Origin of the sequence: Thermoactinomyces mirandus, assembly GCF_013868055.1 — a bacterium.
In the GTDB taxonomy this organism is placed as follows: domain Bacteria; phylum Bacillota; class Bacilli; order Thermoactinomycetales; family Thermoactinomycetaceae; genus Thermoactinomyces; species Thermoactinomyces mirandus.
In genome coordinates, this window is sequence record NZ_JACEOL010000025.1 from 122,727 (window position 1) to 139,849 (window position 17,123).

Annotated in this window: 13 protein-coding genes and 3 pseudogenes; 14 read left to right on the forward strand and 2 right to left on the reverse strand. The window is 45.2% G+C overall.

All coding sequences use genetic code 11. The annotated features are described in order from the left end of the window. Positions 1–323 precede the first annotated feature (323 nt). From H2C83_RS07920 to H2C83_RS07960, 9 genes are all read left to right on the forward strand, one after another. Positions 324–482 carry a hypothetical protein gene (locus tag H2C83_RS07920; protein WP_181739483.1) on the forward strand — a complete coding sequence of 53 codons (159 nt, stop codon included), beginning with the start codon at positions 324–326 and terminating at the stop codon, positions 480–482. Positions 483–655: 173 nt separating this feature from the next. Continuing rightward, a complete protein-coding gene (gatC, locus tag H2C83_RS07925; RefSeq protein ID WP_181739485.1) occupies positions 656–1,015 on the forward strand; it encodes an Asp-tRNA(Asn)/Glu-tRNA(Gln) amidotransferase subunit GatC in 360 nt (119 codons plus the stop codon). Positions 1,016–1,026: 11 nt separating this feature from the next. After that, on the forward strand, positions 1,027–2,493 hold the full coding sequence (gatA, locus tag H2C83_RS07930) for an Asp-tRNA(Asn)/Glu-tRNA(Gln) amidotransferase subunit GatA (RefSeq protein WP_181739487.1): 1,467 nt from the start codon (positions 1,027–1,029) through the stop codon (positions 2,491–2,493). Further along, a complete protein-coding gene (gene gatB / locus H2C83_RS07935; protein ID WP_181739489.1) occupies positions 2,490–3,923 on the forward strand; it encodes an Asp-tRNA(Asn)/Glu-tRNA(Gln) amidotransferase subunit GatB in 1,434 nt (477 codons plus the stop codon). The genes gatA and gatB overlap by 4 nt, the downstream gene beginning before the upstream one ends. A gap of 64 nt (positions 3,924–3,987) precedes the next feature. Continuing rightward, positions 3,988–4,299: a hypothetical protein gene (locus H2C83_RS07940; protein WP_181739491.1), complete on the forward strand. Its 312-nt coding sequence runs from the start codon at positions 3,988–3,990 to the stop codon at positions 4,297–4,299. Between the two features lie 259 nt (positions 4,300–4,558). After that, entirely contained in the window at positions 4,559–5,644 is a 1,086-nt protein-coding gene (locus tag H2C83_RS07945; RefSeq protein ID WP_181739493.1) for a HupE/UreJ family protein, read from the forward strand. A 101-nt stretch (positions 5,645–5,745) separates the two neighbouring features. Continuing rightward, on the forward strand, positions 5,746–7,167 hold the full coding sequence (gene gnd / locus H2C83_RS07950; RefSeq protein WP_181739495.1) for an NADP-dependent phosphogluconate dehydrogenase: 1,422 nt from the start codon (positions 5,746–5,748) through the stop codon (positions 7,165–7,167). A 113-nt stretch (positions 7,168–7,280) separates the two neighbouring features. Further along, the gene (locus H2C83_RS07955; RefSeq protein WP_181739497.1) at positions 7,281–8,582 is read left to right on the forward strand and encodes an NCS2 family permease; all 1,302 of its coding nucleotides are present in this window, start codon (positions 7,281–7,283) and stop codon (positions 8,580–8,582) included. A 205-nt stretch (positions 8,583–8,787) separates the two neighbouring features. After that, complete coding sequence (locus H2C83_RS07960) at positions 8,788–9,672, forward strand: YegS/Rv2252/BmrU family lipid kinase (RefSeq protein ID WP_181739499.1); 885 nt, start codon at positions 8,788–8,790, stop codon at positions 9,670–9,672. A 63-nt stretch (positions 9,673–9,735) separates the two neighbouring features. Here H2C83_RS07960 and H2C83_RS07965 read toward each other — a convergent pair whose 3' ends face one another. After that, positions 9,736–9,927 (reverse strand): hypothetical protein, encoded by a 192-nt coding sequence (locus tag H2C83_RS07965; RefSeq protein WP_181739501.1) that lies wholly within the window; start codon positions 9,925–9,927, stop codon positions 9,736–9,738. A gap of 54 nt (positions 9,928–9,981) precedes the next feature. Between H2C83_RS07965 and rlmD the strand changes: the two genes are divergently transcribed. Next, complete coding sequence (rlmD, locus tag H2C83_RS07970) at positions 9,982–11,358, forward strand: 23S rRNA (uracil(1939)-C(5))-methyltransferase RlmD (RefSeq protein ID WP_181739503.1); 1,377 nt, start codon at positions 9,982–9,984, stop codon at positions 11,356–11,358. Between the two features lie 86 nt (positions 11,359–11,444). On the opposite strand, the pseudogene H2C83_RS18520 reads toward rlmD, so the two are convergent. Next, positions 11,445–11,723, reverse strand: a pseudogene (locus tag H2C83_RS18520) (tyrosine-type recombinase/integrase); the annotation flags it as partial. 188 nt (positions 11,724–11,911) lie between these two features. Here H2C83_RS18520 and H2C83_RS07975 point away from each other — a divergent pair. From H2C83_RS07975 to H2C83_RS07990, 4 genes and pseudogenes are all read left to right on the forward strand, one after another. Then, on the forward strand, positions 11,912–12,883 hold the full coding sequence (locus H2C83_RS07975; RefSeq protein WP_181739505.1) for a phosphotransferase: 972 nt from the start codon (positions 11,912–11,914) through the stop codon (positions 12,881–12,883). Positions 12,884–13,076: 193 nt separating this feature from the next. Further along, positions 13,077–14,497 (forward strand): annotated as a pseudogene (locus H2C83_RS07980) (CoA-acylating methylmalonate-semialdehyde dehydrogenase). Positions 14,498–14,559: 62 nt separating this feature from the next. Beyond that, positions 14,560–15,921, forward strand: a complete 1,362-nt coding sequence (locus H2C83_RS07985) for an aspartate aminotransferase family protein (protein ID WP_220184066.1) — start codon at positions 14,560–14,562, stop codon at positions 15,919–15,921. 269 nt (positions 15,922–16,190) lie between these two features. Further along, positions 16,191–17,016, forward strand: a pseudogene (locus H2C83_RS07990) (amino acid permease); the annotation flags it as partial. Between the last annotated feature and the right edge of the window lie 107 nt (positions 17,017–17,123).

Here is a 17,123-nt window from a genome sequence, read left to right on the forward strand (position 1 = left end):
GCGGATACATTTGCATCTGGAAGGCATCAACGAATTTTTACATTGTCTATCAATAGTATATCACTTCGGAAGAAAGTTTGTCTATTGGTTAAACAAAGATTATTGAAAAAAGTTTGATCCACAGAAAAAACAGACAAATTTGCCTCTGTTTTTCCAATTTGCTTTCTAATAGGGAGAAACTGCCGGTAAACCGGGATTATTATTAACTTCAAGATGTTTGAAAAAACTCTCAAAGAGCCGCCGGAAACTGTTTGAAACTACCTTTGACGACAATCCTGATAATCGAAGCATACTCGATAATAACGATATTATATAAACGAAGTTTGTATATTGAGCAAACAAAGATTGCTGCAAAACTCCGCTCTGCAGAAAAAGAAACTCACGAAAAGCTGCTGGCAACTGTTAAAATAACCTTTGACAGGTATTCCCGATTTACCCTGCTGACGAAAAACGATGACGATATTAGCGGCAGATTCCCATAACGTGATCACTCGCAAACGCTCCTCCACTCAATCTGAATCCCCGGGGGGTTACCCCCGTAGTGGCTCCATAATGCAAAAAATCTCCCTATTTGGGGGTAGTACCAGCTTTCCCGCAATCGTTTACGCATCGGGAGTGGTCAAACGAAGAATTCCTAATGAAATTTAACGGTTTTATGCTATACTGTGAGAAGTTAAAGGGCAAAAATGATACAGATGGCAATGTTTATTCAGTGGAGGTGAAAAAATTGGCCATTTCCAAAGCAGAAGTTTATAAAGTAGCTGCACTCGCACGTTTGAAATTGAGCGAACAAGAGGCTGACCAGTTTACCAGCCAGCTTAATGATATTTTGGAGTTTGCCAATAAACTGAACGAATTGGATACTGAAAACGTACAACCGACCAGCCATGTTTTGCCGATCCACAACGTGTTCCGGGAGGATGAAGTCCGCTCCTCGACCGACCGGGATAAAGCGTTGAAAAACGCTCCCGAACAACAGGATCACATGTTTTATGTACCAGCAGTTTTTGAGTGAGGAGGAGAAAAATGTCGCTGTTCAATGACTCATTGAAGGGGTTACATAAACGGTTAGCCAAACGGGAAATTACAGCCAGCGATTTGGTGAATGAATCCTTGCGCCGGATTGTGGAGGTTGACAGTCACATCAAGGCCTTTATCAAAGTGGATGAAGAAGGGGCCAGACAGCGCGCCAGGGAATTGGACGAGAAGTTGGCAAGCGGGGCGGAAAGAGGATTTCTGGCCGCATTGCCGGCAGGAATCAAGGACAATATTTGTATTGAAGGGATGACGACGACATGCGGCAGCCAGCTGCTGTCCAATTATGAGCCGATCTACAGTGCCACGGTTATGCACAAACTGGCGCAGGCAGAAGCGATTACGATGGGCAAGCTGAATATGGACGAATTTGCAATGGGATCATCTACAGAAAATTCCTCTTACCATCCGACCCGTAATCCATGGAATCCGGAAAAGGTTCCCGGAGGTTCCAGCGGAGGGTCGGCCGCTTCTGTGGCTGCTCGGGAAGTCTACTTCTCGCTTGGTTCCGATACGGGAGGATCGATTCGCCAGCCGGCAGCCTTTTGCGGAGTAGTTGGACTGAAACCGACTTATGGCCGCGTTTCCCGCTATGGCCTGGTTGCGTTTGCTTCCTCGCTGGACCAGATCGGGCCCCTGACCAAAAATGTGGAAGATACGGCTTATGTCTTGCAGGTGATTTCCGGCCACGATGCCTGTGACTCCACTTCTGCCAATGTAGAGGTGCCTGACTATTTGTCCGCTTTAACCGGAGAAATCAAAGGGATGAGGATTGCAGTAGCCAAAGAGATGATGGGTGAAGGCATCGATCCGTCCGTGCGCGAACGCGTACAAGAAGCGATTGTGAAACTGGAACAAATGGGTGCTTATGTGGAAGAAGTCTCCCTTCCGCACACGGAATATGCCGTGCCTGCTTATTATTTGATTGCACCTGCTGAAGCTTCATCAAATCTGGCCCGCTATGACGGCGTTCGGTATGGAGTTCGCAAAGAAGGCAAAAATCTGGTTGACATGTACCTGGAAACGCGCAGCCAGGGATTCGGCCCGGAAGTGAAACGGCGGATTATGCTCGGGACTTATGCGCTCAGTTCTGGTTATTATGATGCGTATTATCTGAAAGCACAAAAAGTGAGAACCCTGATTCGCCAGGATTTTGACAAGGTGTTTGAACAGTTTGATGTCATTGTGGGACCGACGACACCGACCACAGCGTTTGGAATCGGTGAAATCGTAAATGATCCGTTGACGATGTACATGAACGATATTTTGACCATTCCCGTAAACCTGGCCGGTTTGCCGGCGATCAGCATCCCGTGCGGACTTGCGGAGGGAATGCCTGTTGGCCTGCAAATTATTGGCAAGCCTTTTGACGAGTCAACGGTATTGCGTGTTGCCCATGCCTATGAGCAAGAAACCGGGCCGATGCCGGCTCCGATGGTGGGAGGGAAAACAGAATGAGCCAGTATGAAACAGTGATCGGATTGGAAGTTCACGTGGAATTATTCACAAAGACAAAAATCTTTTGCGGCTGTTCGACAGAGTTTGGCGCGCCTCCCAACACGCATACGTGTCCAGTCTGTCTCGGCCATCCGGGAGTCCTTCCCGTATTGAACAGGCAAGCTGTCAATTATGCAATGAAAGCGGCGATGGCTCTGAATTGTGAGATTGCTGAATACAGCAAGTTTGACCGGAAAAACTATTTTTACCCGGATTTGCCCAAAGCCTATCAGATTTCCCAGTATGACCAGCCGATTGGCAAGAACGGCTGGATTGAAATTGAAGTAGACGGGGAAAAGAAACGGATCGGGATTACCCGTCTCCATCTGGAAGAAGATGCCGGGAAATTGAACCACAGTGAACATGGAGACGGCTCCCTGGTAGATTTTAACCGTGTCGGCGTACCGCTGATTGAAATCGTGTCCGAACCGGATCTCCGTTCACCGGCAGAAGCCCGTGCCTATCTGGAAAAATTGAAAATGATCATCCAGTATACAGGCGTATCCGATGTGAAGATGGAAGAGGGTTCCTTGCGTTGTGATGCCAATATCAGCTTGCGTCCGGTGGGGCAAAAGGAATTTGGAACCAAGACGGAGATGAAAAACCTGAACTCGTTCAGGAATGTGGAAAAAGCGCTGGAATATGAACAAAAGCGGCAAAAGGAAATACTGGACCGCGGCGATGTTGTGGTTCAGCAAACCCTGCGCTGGCTGGAACAGGAAAATCGCACCAAGACGATGCGGAGCAAGGAAGAAGCGCATGACTATCGTTATTTCCCTGAGCCGGATTTGGTAACCCTTTATATTGATGAGGCCTGGAAAGAAAAAGTCCGCGCCAGCATTCCTGAATTGCCGGATGCAAGAATGGCCCGTTACCAGAAAGAATTTGGCCTGAATCATTACGACGCCTCAATTTTGATCAGTTCCAAGGCTGTCGCTGATTTTTATGAAGAAACGGTAATGAAAAAAGCAGATCCGAAACTGGCAGCCAACTGGATTGTGACCGAATTGCTTGGCTATCTTAACCAGGAAGACAAGGAACTTAATGAAATTAAAATGGAACCTGCCCACCTGGCAGAAATGATCCGGTTAATCCAAAATGGAACAATCAGCAGCAAGATTGCCAAAAAGGTATTTAAGGAAATATTGAATACAGGTAAAAATCCGCAAAAAATCGTTGAAGAAAAAGGATGGGTTCAAATCAGTGACGAGGGGCAGTTAAAAGAGGAAATAGCCAAAGTACTGGCAGCCAACCGGCAATCCGTTGAAGATTTTAAAAACGGAAAAGACCGGGCACTTGGTTTCCTTGTTGGCCAGGTCATGAAAGCAACCCGGGGTAAGGCGAATCCCAAATTGGTAAATCAACTGATCCTGGAACAGATTAACCAGTAATCGATCGGGGATGGAGCTCGCCTGTTTGAGGCGGGCTTCTTTCATCTATGAAGGAGGCTTCGTCGTGCAGTTATTTCATCTGATGATTATCGGCTTTTTATTGGGAGCGGGAGTCTATTTTCTGTTTGTGATTCCTGTCCCGGTCGAAGCCGTCACTTTCCTGATTTTTGCGCTCTATTTTTTGGTTACGTATTATGAACGGACAGGGCGTTCATTCAAAAAGCCCGTTTACGGGATTACCGCTTTTCTGCTTGCCTTAAACGGTATTGTCCAGATCTTTGTCTACTCAGAAGGCTTGATCAACGGGATGATCAGTTTTTTCTTTGCATTTTTGACCTGGAAGTCCATGCAAAGATTGGCAGGCCATTCCGAATAAGAGGTGTGGGCAGTGACCGGCAGTTGTTTTTCAGGCCATGCACGTGTTTTGGACACAAGCAATGTCAGATTCAAGAGTTTCAGAGCAAACCGGTTTTTCACTACCTTGAAGTAAACAAACCGGCAATGGATTTAAGCGGGAAGATTTGCCAAAGGCCAGGCCAGTTCGTTGGTTTGGTCTGAAGGACGCTTTCTTGGATCATACATACGGAAAAGCCTGGTTGATGCAATTCGAAAGATAATCATTGGGGAGGATCGGAATGAAGAGAGCCAAATGGTGGGGCTTGGTTTTCGTCATTTTTTTTGGTGTTTTCCTGACGGCCCCCGTTGTACAGGCCCACCCGCTTTTTAGCGTAGCCACTGACCTGAAAGTTGGGGAAAACGAGATCGAAATGTCGCTTTTGATCAATGACGCTTTATTGAAAAAGGTGCCGGGAGAAGATTTGTCCGTGGAAAATGGGCTGTCGGGAAAGAAAAAACAGGAAATCGGAAACTATATTAAAAAAGGATTCGTCGTCAAAAACAACGGTCGTCCGATGACAGGAAGGATTGAAGAAATTGCCAGACCCGATTTGTCCCACGTGCGGGTAAAAATCAGGTTTACTTCCCAACAGAAAGTGGAAAAAGTAGATCTGTTCTATTCGATGTTTTTTGAGATTGATAAAAGCAGGCATCAAAATATTGTAACCATTCACGATGATGGAAAAGAAAGCCGTTTTGTTTTCCATGACTCCGAAAGGCATCTCTCTTTTACAAAAGAGAGCCGTCTGTCGATTTGGCTGACCGTCAGGCAGTTTATCCAGATCGGGATGGAGCATATCTGGTTCGGATTTGACCATCTGGCTTTTCTGGCGGCACTGTTTGTGGCCGGCGGAGGCTGGAAACATTTGTTAAAGGTCATCACTTCCTTTACCATTGCCCATTCCATTACCCTGTTTCTGGCGGTAATGGATATTGTCGCTGTCCCGTCAAAGTGGGTAGAAGCCCTGATCGCTTTGACAATTGTTTATGTCGCTGTTGAAAACCAGTGGTTTCGTTCCCCTGAACACCGTCCCACGGTCACGTTTTTCTTTGGTTTGATTCACGGCCTGGGGTTTGCCGGTTCTCTGTCGGAAATCCAGCTGCCCAAAGACAGCTTTCTGGCAGCCCTGTTTTCGTTTAACTTGGGGGTGGAACTTGGACAAATCGTTATTTTTCTGTGCCTGATCCCCGTATCGCTGCTGCTGAAGCGGCTGGTACAGGGACGCTGGCTGGTACAGGGGGTATCCGGGATCATTGCCTTGTTCGGGATTTTCTGGTTTGTTGAGCGGGTTTTTGAGCTGGAAATTCCTTTTTTTCCATTATGAAGCAGAATACAGTAATGACCGGATAGTGCAAATGGTATTTTTGATATAATAAATTATCAATTAGAAATAAAACCTTACAAAAATAGAAGGATGTGTTGGTAGTGGCAAAAAGTCATATTGGTGTCATCGGACTCGCTGTCATGGGAAGAAACCTGGCGCTCAACATGGAGAGCAAAGGTTATACGGTTTCCGTGTTTAACCGTTCTCCTGAACGAACCAAAAAGCTGATTGCGGAACATCGTGATTTGAATCTGGTGGATACATATACCATGGAAGAATTTGTTACTTCCCTGGAAAAGCCCAGGCGAGTCATGCTGATGGTAAAAGCAGGCCAGCCCACGGATGACATGATCCGGCAGCTGAAAAAATATCTGAAGCCCGGTGATGTCATTATTGACGGGGGAAATGCCTATTATGAGGATACGATCCGTCGCGGCAGGGAACTGGAGAAAAGTGGCATTCATTTTATCGGGACCGGTGTTTCCGGAGGGGAAGAAGGTGCTCTCAAGGGTCCGGCCATTATGCCGGGAGGCCCAAAAGAGGCATATGACCAGGTCAGTGAAATCCTGACGGCCATTTCCGCCAAAGTAGACGGCGATCCCTGTTGTACGTACATTGGCCCGGATGGTGCCGGTCATTATGTGAAAATGGTCCATAATGGCATCGAATACGGGGATATGCAACTGATCAGCGAAGCCTACCACTTGCTGAAACATCTGCTGGACATGGAAGCCGGCGAATTGCACGAGGTTTTCCAGGAATGGAATCAGGGAGAACTGGACAGTTACCTGATCGAGATTACGGCGGATATCTTTACGAAGATGGACCGGGATACCGGCAAACCGCTGGTTGAAGTTATTCTGGACACCGCGGGGCAAAAAGGGACAGGAAAATGGACCAGCCAGAGTTCCCTTGACCTCGGGGTTCCGCTTTCCATTATCACCCAATCGGTATATTCCCGGTTCGTGTCGGCAATGAAAGAAGAACGGGTACAGGCAAGCAAGGTGTTAAACGGGCCGAAAACAGGCAACCGCACCTTGATCCGGGAACGAGGCGCTTTCATTGAATCAGTCCGGCAAGCCTTGTACGCAAGCAAAATCTGTTCCTATGCCCAGGGCTTTGCACAGATGAAGGCCGCTTCCGATACGTTTGGCTGGAACCTGAAACCTGGCGAAATCGCCATGATATTCCGCGGCGGCTGCATTATCCGGGCCCGATTCCTGCAAAACATCAAAGATGCCTATGATCGCAACCCCAACTTGAGCAATCTGTTGTTGGACCCCTATTTCCAGGGAATTATGGAGCAATATCAGCAGGCTTTGCGTGAAGTGGTGGCGACCGCCGTATTAAACGGCATCCCGGTTCCGGCCTTTGCCAGTGCCATCAACTACTATGACAGCTATCGCTCCGAAACGCTCCCGGCCAATCTCCTCCAGGCACAGCGCGATTATTTCGGGGCTCATACTTATCAGCGGATTGACCGGGAAGGTGTATTCCATACAGAGTGGACAGAAAAAGAATAAAAGGATTTCCCCCTGGAGATTCTTTCTTCAGGGGGTTTTCTTGCATTTTATTCTAAAAACGAATAATATATATGTATGATCTAATTATTATTCGTGTTTGGAGGAATAATATCATGTTTCAATTGCAAAAAAAGGGGTCGTCAGTTCAAAAAGAAATTATAGCCGGACTTACTACCTTTTTTACCATGTCATATATTATGGTGGTTAATCCCATTATTCTGTCCGATGCGGGAGTACCTTTTTCGTTAAGTTTTTTTGCGACCATTATTGCCACGGTTGTCGGTACGTTAATGATGGGATTGTACGCCAATTATCCCATTGCGATTGCGCCTGCCATGGGATTGAACGCCTACTTTGCCTACTCTGTTGTCAGAGCCCATCAGGGATTGGGATATGAAGAAGCGTTTGCCGCGGTTTTTGTGGCGGGGCTCCTGTTTGTGCTGTTGTCGTTGACACCGCTCAGGACAAAATTGATTGAAGTGATTCCCTCCAATCTGAAAAGTGCGATTACGGCCGGAATCGGTCTGTTTATCGCTTTTATCGGATTGCGCATGTCCGGTCTGATTACTGATCATCCTTCCAACCTGGTGGCGCTTGGAAACCTTCATTCTCCTTCCTCACTGTTGACGTTGGCCGGTCTTGCCATCACTCTGGTCTGTATGGCTCTCAATCTGAATGGAGCCTTGTTTATTGGGATGCTGGGAACCGGAATCATCGCCTATTTTACCGGGCAGCTGTCTTTTGACAACGGCGTTGTCTCCTTGCCGGCCATTCCTGACCAACTGGTGATCGATAATCCGGTTCATGCGTTTCAGGCAGTCTTTGATTATGGATTGTATGCCGTCGTCTTTTCCTTCCTGCTTGTCACCCTGTTTGACACCACCGGAACCGTTTTGGGTGTTGCCAGGCAGGCCGGACTGATGAAAGGGGATCACCTCCCCCGCGGGGGACGGGCCCTGGTTGCCGATTCCGTCGCTACGCTGGTGGGTTCCCTGTTTGGAACCAGTCCCACCTCCGCATACATCGAGTCCTCCTCAGGGGTGGCTGCAGGCGGGAGAACCGGTCTGACTGCGGTTGTGGTGGCCATCCTGTTTGTTCTGTCCGCGTTTTTCAGCCCGCTGGTCAGCGCGGTATCGGGGATTGCAGCGATCACGGCTCCGGCACTCATTGTTGTGGGTTCGTTAATGATGAGCCAGGTCAGTTCCATCAAATGGGATGAAATCGACGAAGCCTTTCCGGCGTTTATTGTCATCCTGAGCATGCCGCTTACTTCCAGCATCGCTACCGGAATTGCACTCGGATTTCTTATTTATCCATTAATGAAAATTTTCAGGGGAAAATGGAAAGAAGTGCACTGGCTCGTTTACCTGTTTGCGGTTCTGTTCTTCTTCCAGTTGGTATACATGCCCCATTGATCCGGGCGGAATCAGGCTTCATGGACGGCATCCATGGGCCTTTTTTTGTTTTCATCTGTGTATTTGCCGGCTTTCATGGAAAATAGGGCTTTGAAGAGAATCAATGTGAAGGGTAAACTTATAATTAGGTTTTAAAAAATGGCGAATAAATCATTCATAAGCGAAAAGCCCGGAAATTATTGATGAAGCCAAAGGAGCTGGCTCAATGAAGCAAGCGCGACTGATTTATAATCCTACAGCGGGAAGGGAACTGATCCAGAAAAAATTGTCCTTCTTACTGGATGAACTGGAGCAGGCCGGTTTCCATACATCTTGCCATGCCACCCGGGGTCCGGGATGTGCCATGAGAGAAGCCAGACTTGCCGCCGAACAGGGATATGACGTGGTGGTTGCAGCTGGCGGAGACGGAACCATCCATGAAGTAGTCAACGGAATTGCCGGTTGTCCCGACCGGCCCCGGTTGGGGATTTTGCCGGGAGGGACGACCAATGATCTGGCCCGGGCGCTGAAAATTCCCCGCGATCTTGGCGAAGCCTGCAAAGTGATTGCCCGGGGCAAAACCATGTTGGCGGATACAGGGATGTTTGGCGACAAATATTTTATCAATGTTGCAGCTGCCGGCCGCCTGACTGAAGTTACCTATGAAGCACCCAGCCGTTTGAAGACCATGATGGGACCCTTTGCCTATTATGCCAAGGCGATAGAAAAGCTTGGCAGCCTGCACCAGCCCTTCCCCGTAAAGTTGAAAACTCCGTATGGCGAGTGGGAATCCGAAATATGGCTGATTGTGATTGCCAACAGTGTTTCCGTAGGGGGATTTGAACGGTTGGCCCCTGCGGCGGACTTAAGCGACGGACTGATGGATGTGTTGATTGTTCCCAAGGCAAACATTTCCGACCTGTTGCAACTGGCGGCTTTAGCCCTCAAAGGACAGCATATCCGTGATTCCCGCATTATTTATTTTCAAACAGAACAACTGGATATTGAAACACCCCTGTCGTTAAAATTGAATCTGGATGGAGAATGGGGGGGTGAATTGAAGGGAAGCGTAAAAATTGTACCCCAACATTTGGAGATATTTTGCCCATAGTTGACGTTCATCCCTTACTGGTGAATGTTCAGACTGTAGTAAACATATACAGGAAGACGATTTTTAGAACTCCGTTCCGTCTCCGCCTTGCAAGGAAGCAGTAAGGGCGCTCCAGCAAACACTTCCAGGCGGGCTGCAAAACTCGCTACGCTCAAACAGTTTCGCCCGTTTTTCCTGGAAGTGTTTGCTTTCGCTTTGTAGCGGCTCCGAAGTCACTTCGTTTCTAAAAATCGCTTCTTCCAATTTTGTCAACAAGCTGGATGTTCATCCCGTCCGATAGACGTTTTTTATAAAGGAGCCGCAGAAAAGATGAAGCAAAAACCACCAGCGAATAAGGGCGATATCATTGAACTGGAAATTACCGGATTTGCCCATGACGGAGCCGGTGTCGGCAAATATGAGGGCTTTACCGTCTTTGTGCCGCAAACCGTTCCCGGAGAGAAAGTTCGCACCCGGTTAACCGTTGTGAAAAAAACGTATGGAAAAGCAAGCTGTCTGGAGATCCTGAAGACACACCCGCACCGGACCGAACCGCAGTGCCCTGTTTACGAAATTTGCGGGGGTTGCCAAATTCAGCACATCAGCTATGAGGCGCAACTGGAACATAAACGGCAGCAAGTGATGGATCATTTCACCCGCATCGGCGGAATGGAGGTACCTGTTCATCCCGTCCTCGGAATGAATGATCCGTGGCGGTACCGCAACAAGGCCCAGGTTCCTTTTGGCGTGCAAAAAGGAAAGGTGGCAGCCGGTTTTTATGCCCCCGGAACACACCAGATTGTCAACATGGATGCCTGCCTGATCCAGCATGAGTTAAACGACCAAGTGATCCGGAAAGTAAAGCAACTGGCCCAGCGCCTGAAAACGCCTATCTATGATGAACAGAAGCACCGCGGGATTTTGCGCCATGTCATGGTACGGACAGGATACTCCACAGGGGAATGCATGATCGTCCTGGTGACCAACGGGAGAAAACTCCCGTACCGGCAAAAATGGATCGAAGAATTGCGCAGGGAATTTCCCCAGCTGAAATCCCTCATGCAAAATATCCACCACAGACGGTCAAATGTTGTCCTGGGGCCGGAAAATCAGGTGTTATGGGGCCGGGAAGTCGTCTATGACCGGATCGGAGATGTTACTTTTGCCATCTCCCCCCACTCCTTTTTTCAGATCAATCCGGTACAGACCAGGGTCTTGTACGATCAGGTGGCAAAATATGCCGCTCTGACCGGAGGAGAAACCGTGATTGACGCCTACTGCGGAATCGGAACCATTGCCCTTTATCTCGCTCGCCATGCCAAACGGGTCTATGGCGTGGAAATCGTTCCTGCCGCCATTAAAGATGCCAAGCGGAATGCCGAAATAAACCGGATGGATCATGTTACCTTTGAAGCAGGAGCAGCCGAAGAGATTATGCCACGCTGGTACCAGGAAGGAATCCGGCCTGATGTGGTAGTGGTCGACCCCCCGCGTAAAGGTTGTGACCCATTGCTTTTGGATACCGTCGCCTCCATGCAACCCGGTCGGATCGTCTATGTCTCCTGCAATTCCTCCACCCTTGCCCGTGATGCAAAGTATCTTGCGGAGTTGGGATACAGGGTTCGGGAAGTGCAACCGGTAGACATGTTCCCGCAAACAGGGCACGTGGAGTGCGTAATGTTGATGACAAATGTGAAAAACAAATAAGCGTCTGAAAAATGGCTTGAATACAGGGGTTTCTGGCAATTTGCCGCCCGCTGAAAATGTGTTTTTTGACGGCGGAGATGCCGGGAAGCCCTGTCTTGGTAAAGTGGGCCAAATTTGAGTTTTTGTCTGGCTTGTCTTGCTTTGATTTTTTTCAAGATGTCCAAAGTGGCATCCGTAACAGCAATTGAGCGGCGGCTGCCATCCGTTTTGGTGGTTTTCCGAAAGACCAATCCTTTTCCTTTTAAACGCTGTAAAGTTTGACTGATGTTAATGGTCTTGTTGTTAAAATCAATATCGGTCCACCTTAATCCGTAAATTTCCCCACGCCTTAATCCTGTGTTAATGGCCGGCAAGTACAGCCTCATAGAAATATTTGCTTTTTGCTGCTTCCAGCAGTATGTGGATTTCTTCCCTAGTCTAGTCCGGCATGGGGGCAAATGTCCCCCTCTACTCTTGTTGAACGTATTCTAAATGATCGACTTACTCATGTGAAAATTAACATGCAACTTCATAAAATCATATGGGATCCTAATGTGGAAGGAGTGTAGCACAGATGGATGTAGACAAAGTAAAAGAAGCGATATTCAAAAGCATTGAGGAAAACTTTGACTTGAAGATACTATCAGATCAGCAAATTCACTGCGGTTGGCGCAATCTCAAATGGAAAATCGAAACTAACGAAGGTTCGATTTTTGTCAAACATTATCATCCTAAAAGGTATCCTGCCGAGAAATTAGATCGAGTACGCGAAGCACTTCGTATCCAAGCGTACCTTGCTGAGAATGGCATTCCCTGCCCAGAACCCTTCATACACGAAGAGTCCCATTTGATCAAAACCGCTTCTAATGTGTATTATTGTTTGACTCCTTACTGTGAAGGAGAACTGGTGAAACCGGGTGAAGTGATTGTGGATCAAATTTATCATCTAGGAAAAGTGATAGGGCAAATGCACAAAAAACTTCAATTCCTTCCTACACAGCCGCCTGAGTGGAAGCCAAATTATGAAAAGATTTACGAGGCATGGAGCAGAAATTGGGATAGGGCGCGTTTAGAGAAACGTTCAGATCGTGTGCTTCAAGCAATCGAAAGCCAGAGAACCATCATAGATCAGCTTAATTTAGATATTTTTCATGACTGTCCGGCAGGTTGGACTCATTGGGATTTATTCGTAGACAATTTGCTTTTTTTTCCTGATCGTGTCTCGGCTATTCTTGATTTTGATCGAATCACCATTATCTATCCTGAACTAGATCTTTCACGGGCGATTCTTTCATGCGCATTGAGAGATAACAAAATAAGGTTTGATGCGGTTTCTGCCTTTTTAAAGGGTTACAACGAATACCTTGTATTTCAGGGAAATGAGTTGGCTAGGTCGTTGAAACTTCTCTGGTGTCACGAATCAGCCAAATGGATTAGGCCGGAGATGGAAGAGCGTCCGGGCTCTGCTATACGTTTTGCTCATGAGATCCTCTGGATAACAGACCATTGGAATGAGTTAGATGAAATGTTTAACTCACTTCCATAGGCGGAATATTTATAGAATAGTCACTTTGTTAACGGTCATAATTATCTAATGTTACATTTTGTCTAGTGAAAACCCTTTAATAATCAGACATAATTTATATAAAGAAATGATTTTATAAATGAACAGGAGGATTTGAATATCGAATATTAACAATAATCTAAATATTTTAAAAAACTTTATTAATGGTGAATGGATGGAAGCAAATACGGATAAAACATTAGAAGTAATCAATCCGGCGACAAATGAAATACTGGCGAAAGTTCCCATTTCTCCAAAGGAAGATGTTGAAATGGCTGTAAATGCAGCAAAGGAAGCATTTAAAACGTGGAAAAAAAACCCTGTGCCAAAACGAGCAAGAATCCTCTTCAAATATCATTCATTACTATCAGAGCAACACGAAGAGTTAGCGAAATTGATTGTTCAAGAAAACGGAAAGGCTTACAAAGAAGCTTATGGAGAAGTACAACGCAGGATAGAATGTGTAGAATTTGCTTCGGGTGCACCTACCTTGATGATGGGAGAATCACTTTCTGGAGTAGCAAATGAAATAAATTCTGAGATGGTCCGTTATCCACTTGGAGTAATAGGCGGGATCACACCATTCAATGTTCCAATGATGGTTCCTTTATGGATGTTCCCTCTTGCCACTGCATGTGGAAATACATTCGTATTAAAGCCATCTGAACGAACACCTCTTCTTGCCAACAGGCTGGCTGAATTATTTACAGAGGCTGGCGCTCCTGATGGAGTGTTAAATATTGTCCATGGAGCTCATGATGTGGTGAATGGCTTAATCGAAAATCCGGATGTAAAAGCCATTTCTTTTGTAGGATCACAGCCTGTTGCTAAATACGTTTACGAACAAGCGGCTGCAAGAGGAAAGAGAGTTCAAGCTTTATCGGGTGCTAAAAACCAATAAAAACCATCATGTGGTGATGCCTGATACTGATATGAAAAAAGCGGTCAACCAGATTATCAGTTCTTCTTTTGGAAGTGCGGGACAACGTTTTATGGCTTGTAGTACAGTGGTAGTGGTTGGAAATAATAATGAATTTGTAAAATCCTTAAAAGAACAAGTGGATCAACTGATTATTGGGAATGGAATGGATGAAGAGGTGTTCCTCACTCCTGTTATTCGACAATATCACAGAGAAAAAGTATTAGGTTATATTGAAAAGGGAATTAAGGAAGGTGCTGAATTAATCCGTGACGGTCGTAAAGATATGGATCAATTCGATGAAGGAAATTTTCTTGGGCCCACGATTTTTGACCATGTTTCTCCAAATATGACGATTGCAAAAGAAGAAATATTTGCGCCGGTTTTAAGTTTACTAAGGGCAAGTGATCTCGATGAGGCATTGGAATATATCAGGGGATCAAGATATGGAAATGGAGCCACGATATATACAAAAGATCCAAGGGCGGTGCGGAGATTCCGTGAGGAGGCAGAGGCCGGAATGTTGGGCATTAATGTAGGGGTTCCTGCAACAATTGGCATTCTTTCCGTTTTCGGGTTGGAAAGATAGTTTTTATGGAGATTTGCATGTAAACGGAAAAGACGGGGTGAATTTCTATACAAGAAAGAAAATGATCACATCAAGATTTGATTTTTAAATTTTAGGAATGGAGCCGTTTTTCACTTGTTTCATCATAAAAAATGAAAACCAAAGGAGTGAATGCAAATAGCTCAAATCGATCAAAACAAAGATATCCTTTCAAAAGATGAAAAATATATTTGGCATTCGATGAAACCCTATAACCCGGCAACTATTTTAGTCGTGGCAAAATCGGAGGGTTCATGGGTAACGGATATAGATGGAAACAAGTTTTTGGATGCCATGGCTGGTCTGTGGTGTGTCAATGTTGGATACGGACGTGAAGAACTGGCAGAAGCCGCCTATAAACAATTAAAGGAAAATGCTTATTTTCCATTATCTCAGAGTCACCTTCCGGCTATTAAACTTGGAGAGAAATTAAATGAATTACTTGGAGATGAATATGTAATCTTTTTTTCCAATAGTGGATCAGAGGCCAATGAAACCGCCTTTAAGATTGTAAGACAATATCACCAACAAAGAGGAGAGCATTCGCGATATAAATTTATTTCAAGATACCGGGCTTACCATGGAAATTCCATGGGGTCATTGGCAGCGACAGGTCAAGCTGAGAGAAAATATAAATATGAACCACTTGCACCAGGTTTCATCCATGTTGCCCCGCCGGATTCGTACCGTTGCAATGAAGATCATCAATTAAACCCGCTGGAATTGGAATCTGTAAAAGAAGTTGATCGGGTTATGACCTGGGAATTAAGTGAAACAATTGCAGGAATGATTATGGAACCGATTATCACAGGTGGCGGAGTGTTAATTCCTCCGGTTGGATATATGAAAGGGATCAAAGAAGTTTGTGAGCAACATGGTGCACTTCTCATTGTAGATGAAGTCATTTGTGGATTTGGACGAACAGGAAAACCTTTTGGATTCATGAATTACGGAGTCAAGCCGGATATCATTACAATGGCAAAAGGAATGACTAGTGCGTATCTTCCGTTATCAGCGACTGCTGTTCGAAGGGAAATCTATGAAGCTTTTAAAGGAACGGAAGAATATGAATATTTCCGTCATGTCAATACCTTCGGTGGTTCACCGGCGGCTTGTGCAGTGGCTTTGAAAAATTTGGAAATTATGGAAAGAGAAAATTTATTTGATCGTTCCCGGGATATGGGCAATTATGTGATTCATCAATTGCAAAATATGCTGCAAAATCATCCGCATGTTGGGGATGTAAGGGGGAAAGGATTATTAATTGGAATCGAGCTGGTAAAAGACAAGAAAACAAAGGAACCATTAGATGTACAGCGTGTTAACAAGGTAATTGAAACTTGTAAGCAAAAAGGCTTAATTATTGGGAAAAATGGAGCAACTGTTGCTGGATACAATAATGTTTTAACCCTTTCGCCGCCACTAAATATTCCGGAAGAGGATATTTCATTTATGATTCAAACACTTTATGAAGCGATAAATTTATTAAAATAAATCAGTTGTTTTCTGATTATTTTAAAAAGAGACTGCTGCCAATTAAAAATTCCAAATGGACTAATGTAAAGTGATGCTTAACATTAGTCCTCGACTATATTTTCCCAAAACTTTCCCAAATGGCAAAGAGATTTCAAAGGGTATGAATCAGTTTGGTTAAAATAATTTAAAAATTAATACTATTCCAACGGTAATCTGCTTACTTTGTCAAGCTTTAAATAACAGGTTAAACCATTGTGATGGAATCCATTATGAAAGGAAGCTGATCAATGAATACATCTGATAACCAATTGCAAAAAGGGTTGAAAAGACGTCATATGACTATGATTGCCATTGCGGGTGTCATCGGTGCCGGATTGTTTGTAGGAAGCGGTGTTGTGATACACACTACCGGGCCAGGTTCGATACTTTCTTATTCATTTGCGGGAATGTTATTTATTTTAATTATGCGGATGTTGGGAGAAATGTCGGCTGTGAAGCCAACGAGTGGATCTTTTGCATATTATGCATACGAGGCAATCTGACCTTGGGCTGGATTTATGATTGGATGGCTGTATTGGTTTTTTTGGGTGATCGCGGTAGCCCTTGAAGCAACAGCCGGAGCTGCCATTATTCAATATTGGTATAGTGGAATTCCGGTATGGCTGATGAGTTTAATATTAACCGTTTTATTGACATTAACCAATATTATATCGGTTAAATCATTTGGAGAATTTGAATATTGGTTTTCCTTGATAAAAGTGGTCAGTATCATTTTGTTTTTCGTGATTGGCATTGCCATTATTTTTGGAATTACACCGAACTTTGATCCTGTCGGTTTTACAAATTTGATCGGGCAAGGTGGATTTATGCCAAATGGATTTGGGGCAGTATTAATGGGTGTTGTCATCGTTATTTTTTCTTTTATGGGAACAGAGATTGTGGCGATTGCAGCCGGGGAAACCGAAGAAGGCTATTACACAAGCCACCAACTCCGTTACATGGCGCATTTTCGTTTTTTACGTGGGTTCTATTGCAGTGGTGGTTACACTTTTACCTTGGAACTCTTCTGATGTTTTAGAAAGTCCGTATGTTGCTGTGCTTGATTATATTGGATCCCTATAATGACCCCATAATCTTCCAGACAAAGTTTAAGTTATAATTGAGGAAGAAGAAAGGGGTCGTTTTAATGGGAAGGAGAAAATGGACAGCTAAACAAAAAA

Coding starts and splice junctions, on each gene's coding strand:
- gatA (WP_181739487.1), top strand. CDS start 1,027: ATGTCGCTGTTCAATGACTCATTGAAGGGGTTACATAAACGGTTAGCC.
- gatC (WP_181739485.1), top strand. CDS start 656: ATGCTATACTGTGAGAAGTTAAAGGGCAAAAATGATACAGATGGCAAT.
- rlmD (WP_181739503.1), top strand. CDS start 9,982: ATGAAGCAAAAACCACCAGCGAATAAGGGCGATATCATTGAACTGGAA.
- H2C83_RS07985 (WP_220184066.1), top strand. CDS start 14,560: ATGCAAATAGCTCAAATCGATCAAAACAAAGATATCCTTTCAAAAGAT.
- H2C83_RS07955 (WP_181739497.1), top strand. CDS start 7,281: ATGTTTCAATTGCAAAAAAAGGGGTCGTCAGTTCAAAAAGAAATTATA.
- gatB (WP_181739489.1), top strand. CDS start 2,490: ATGAGCCAGTATGAAACAGTGATCGGATTGGAAGTTCACGTGGAATTA.
- H2C83_RS07975 (WP_181739505.1), top strand. CDS start 11,912: ATGGATGTAGACAAAGTAAAAGAAGCGATATTCAAAAGCATTGAGGAA.
- H2C83_RS07960 (WP_181739499.1), top strand. CDS start 8,788: ATGAAGCAAGCGCGACTGATTTATAATCCTACAGCGGGAAGGGAACTG.
- H2C83_RS07945 (WP_181739493.1), top strand. CDS start 4,559: ATGAAGAGAGCCAAATGGTGGGGCTTGGTTTTCGTCATTTTTTTTGGT.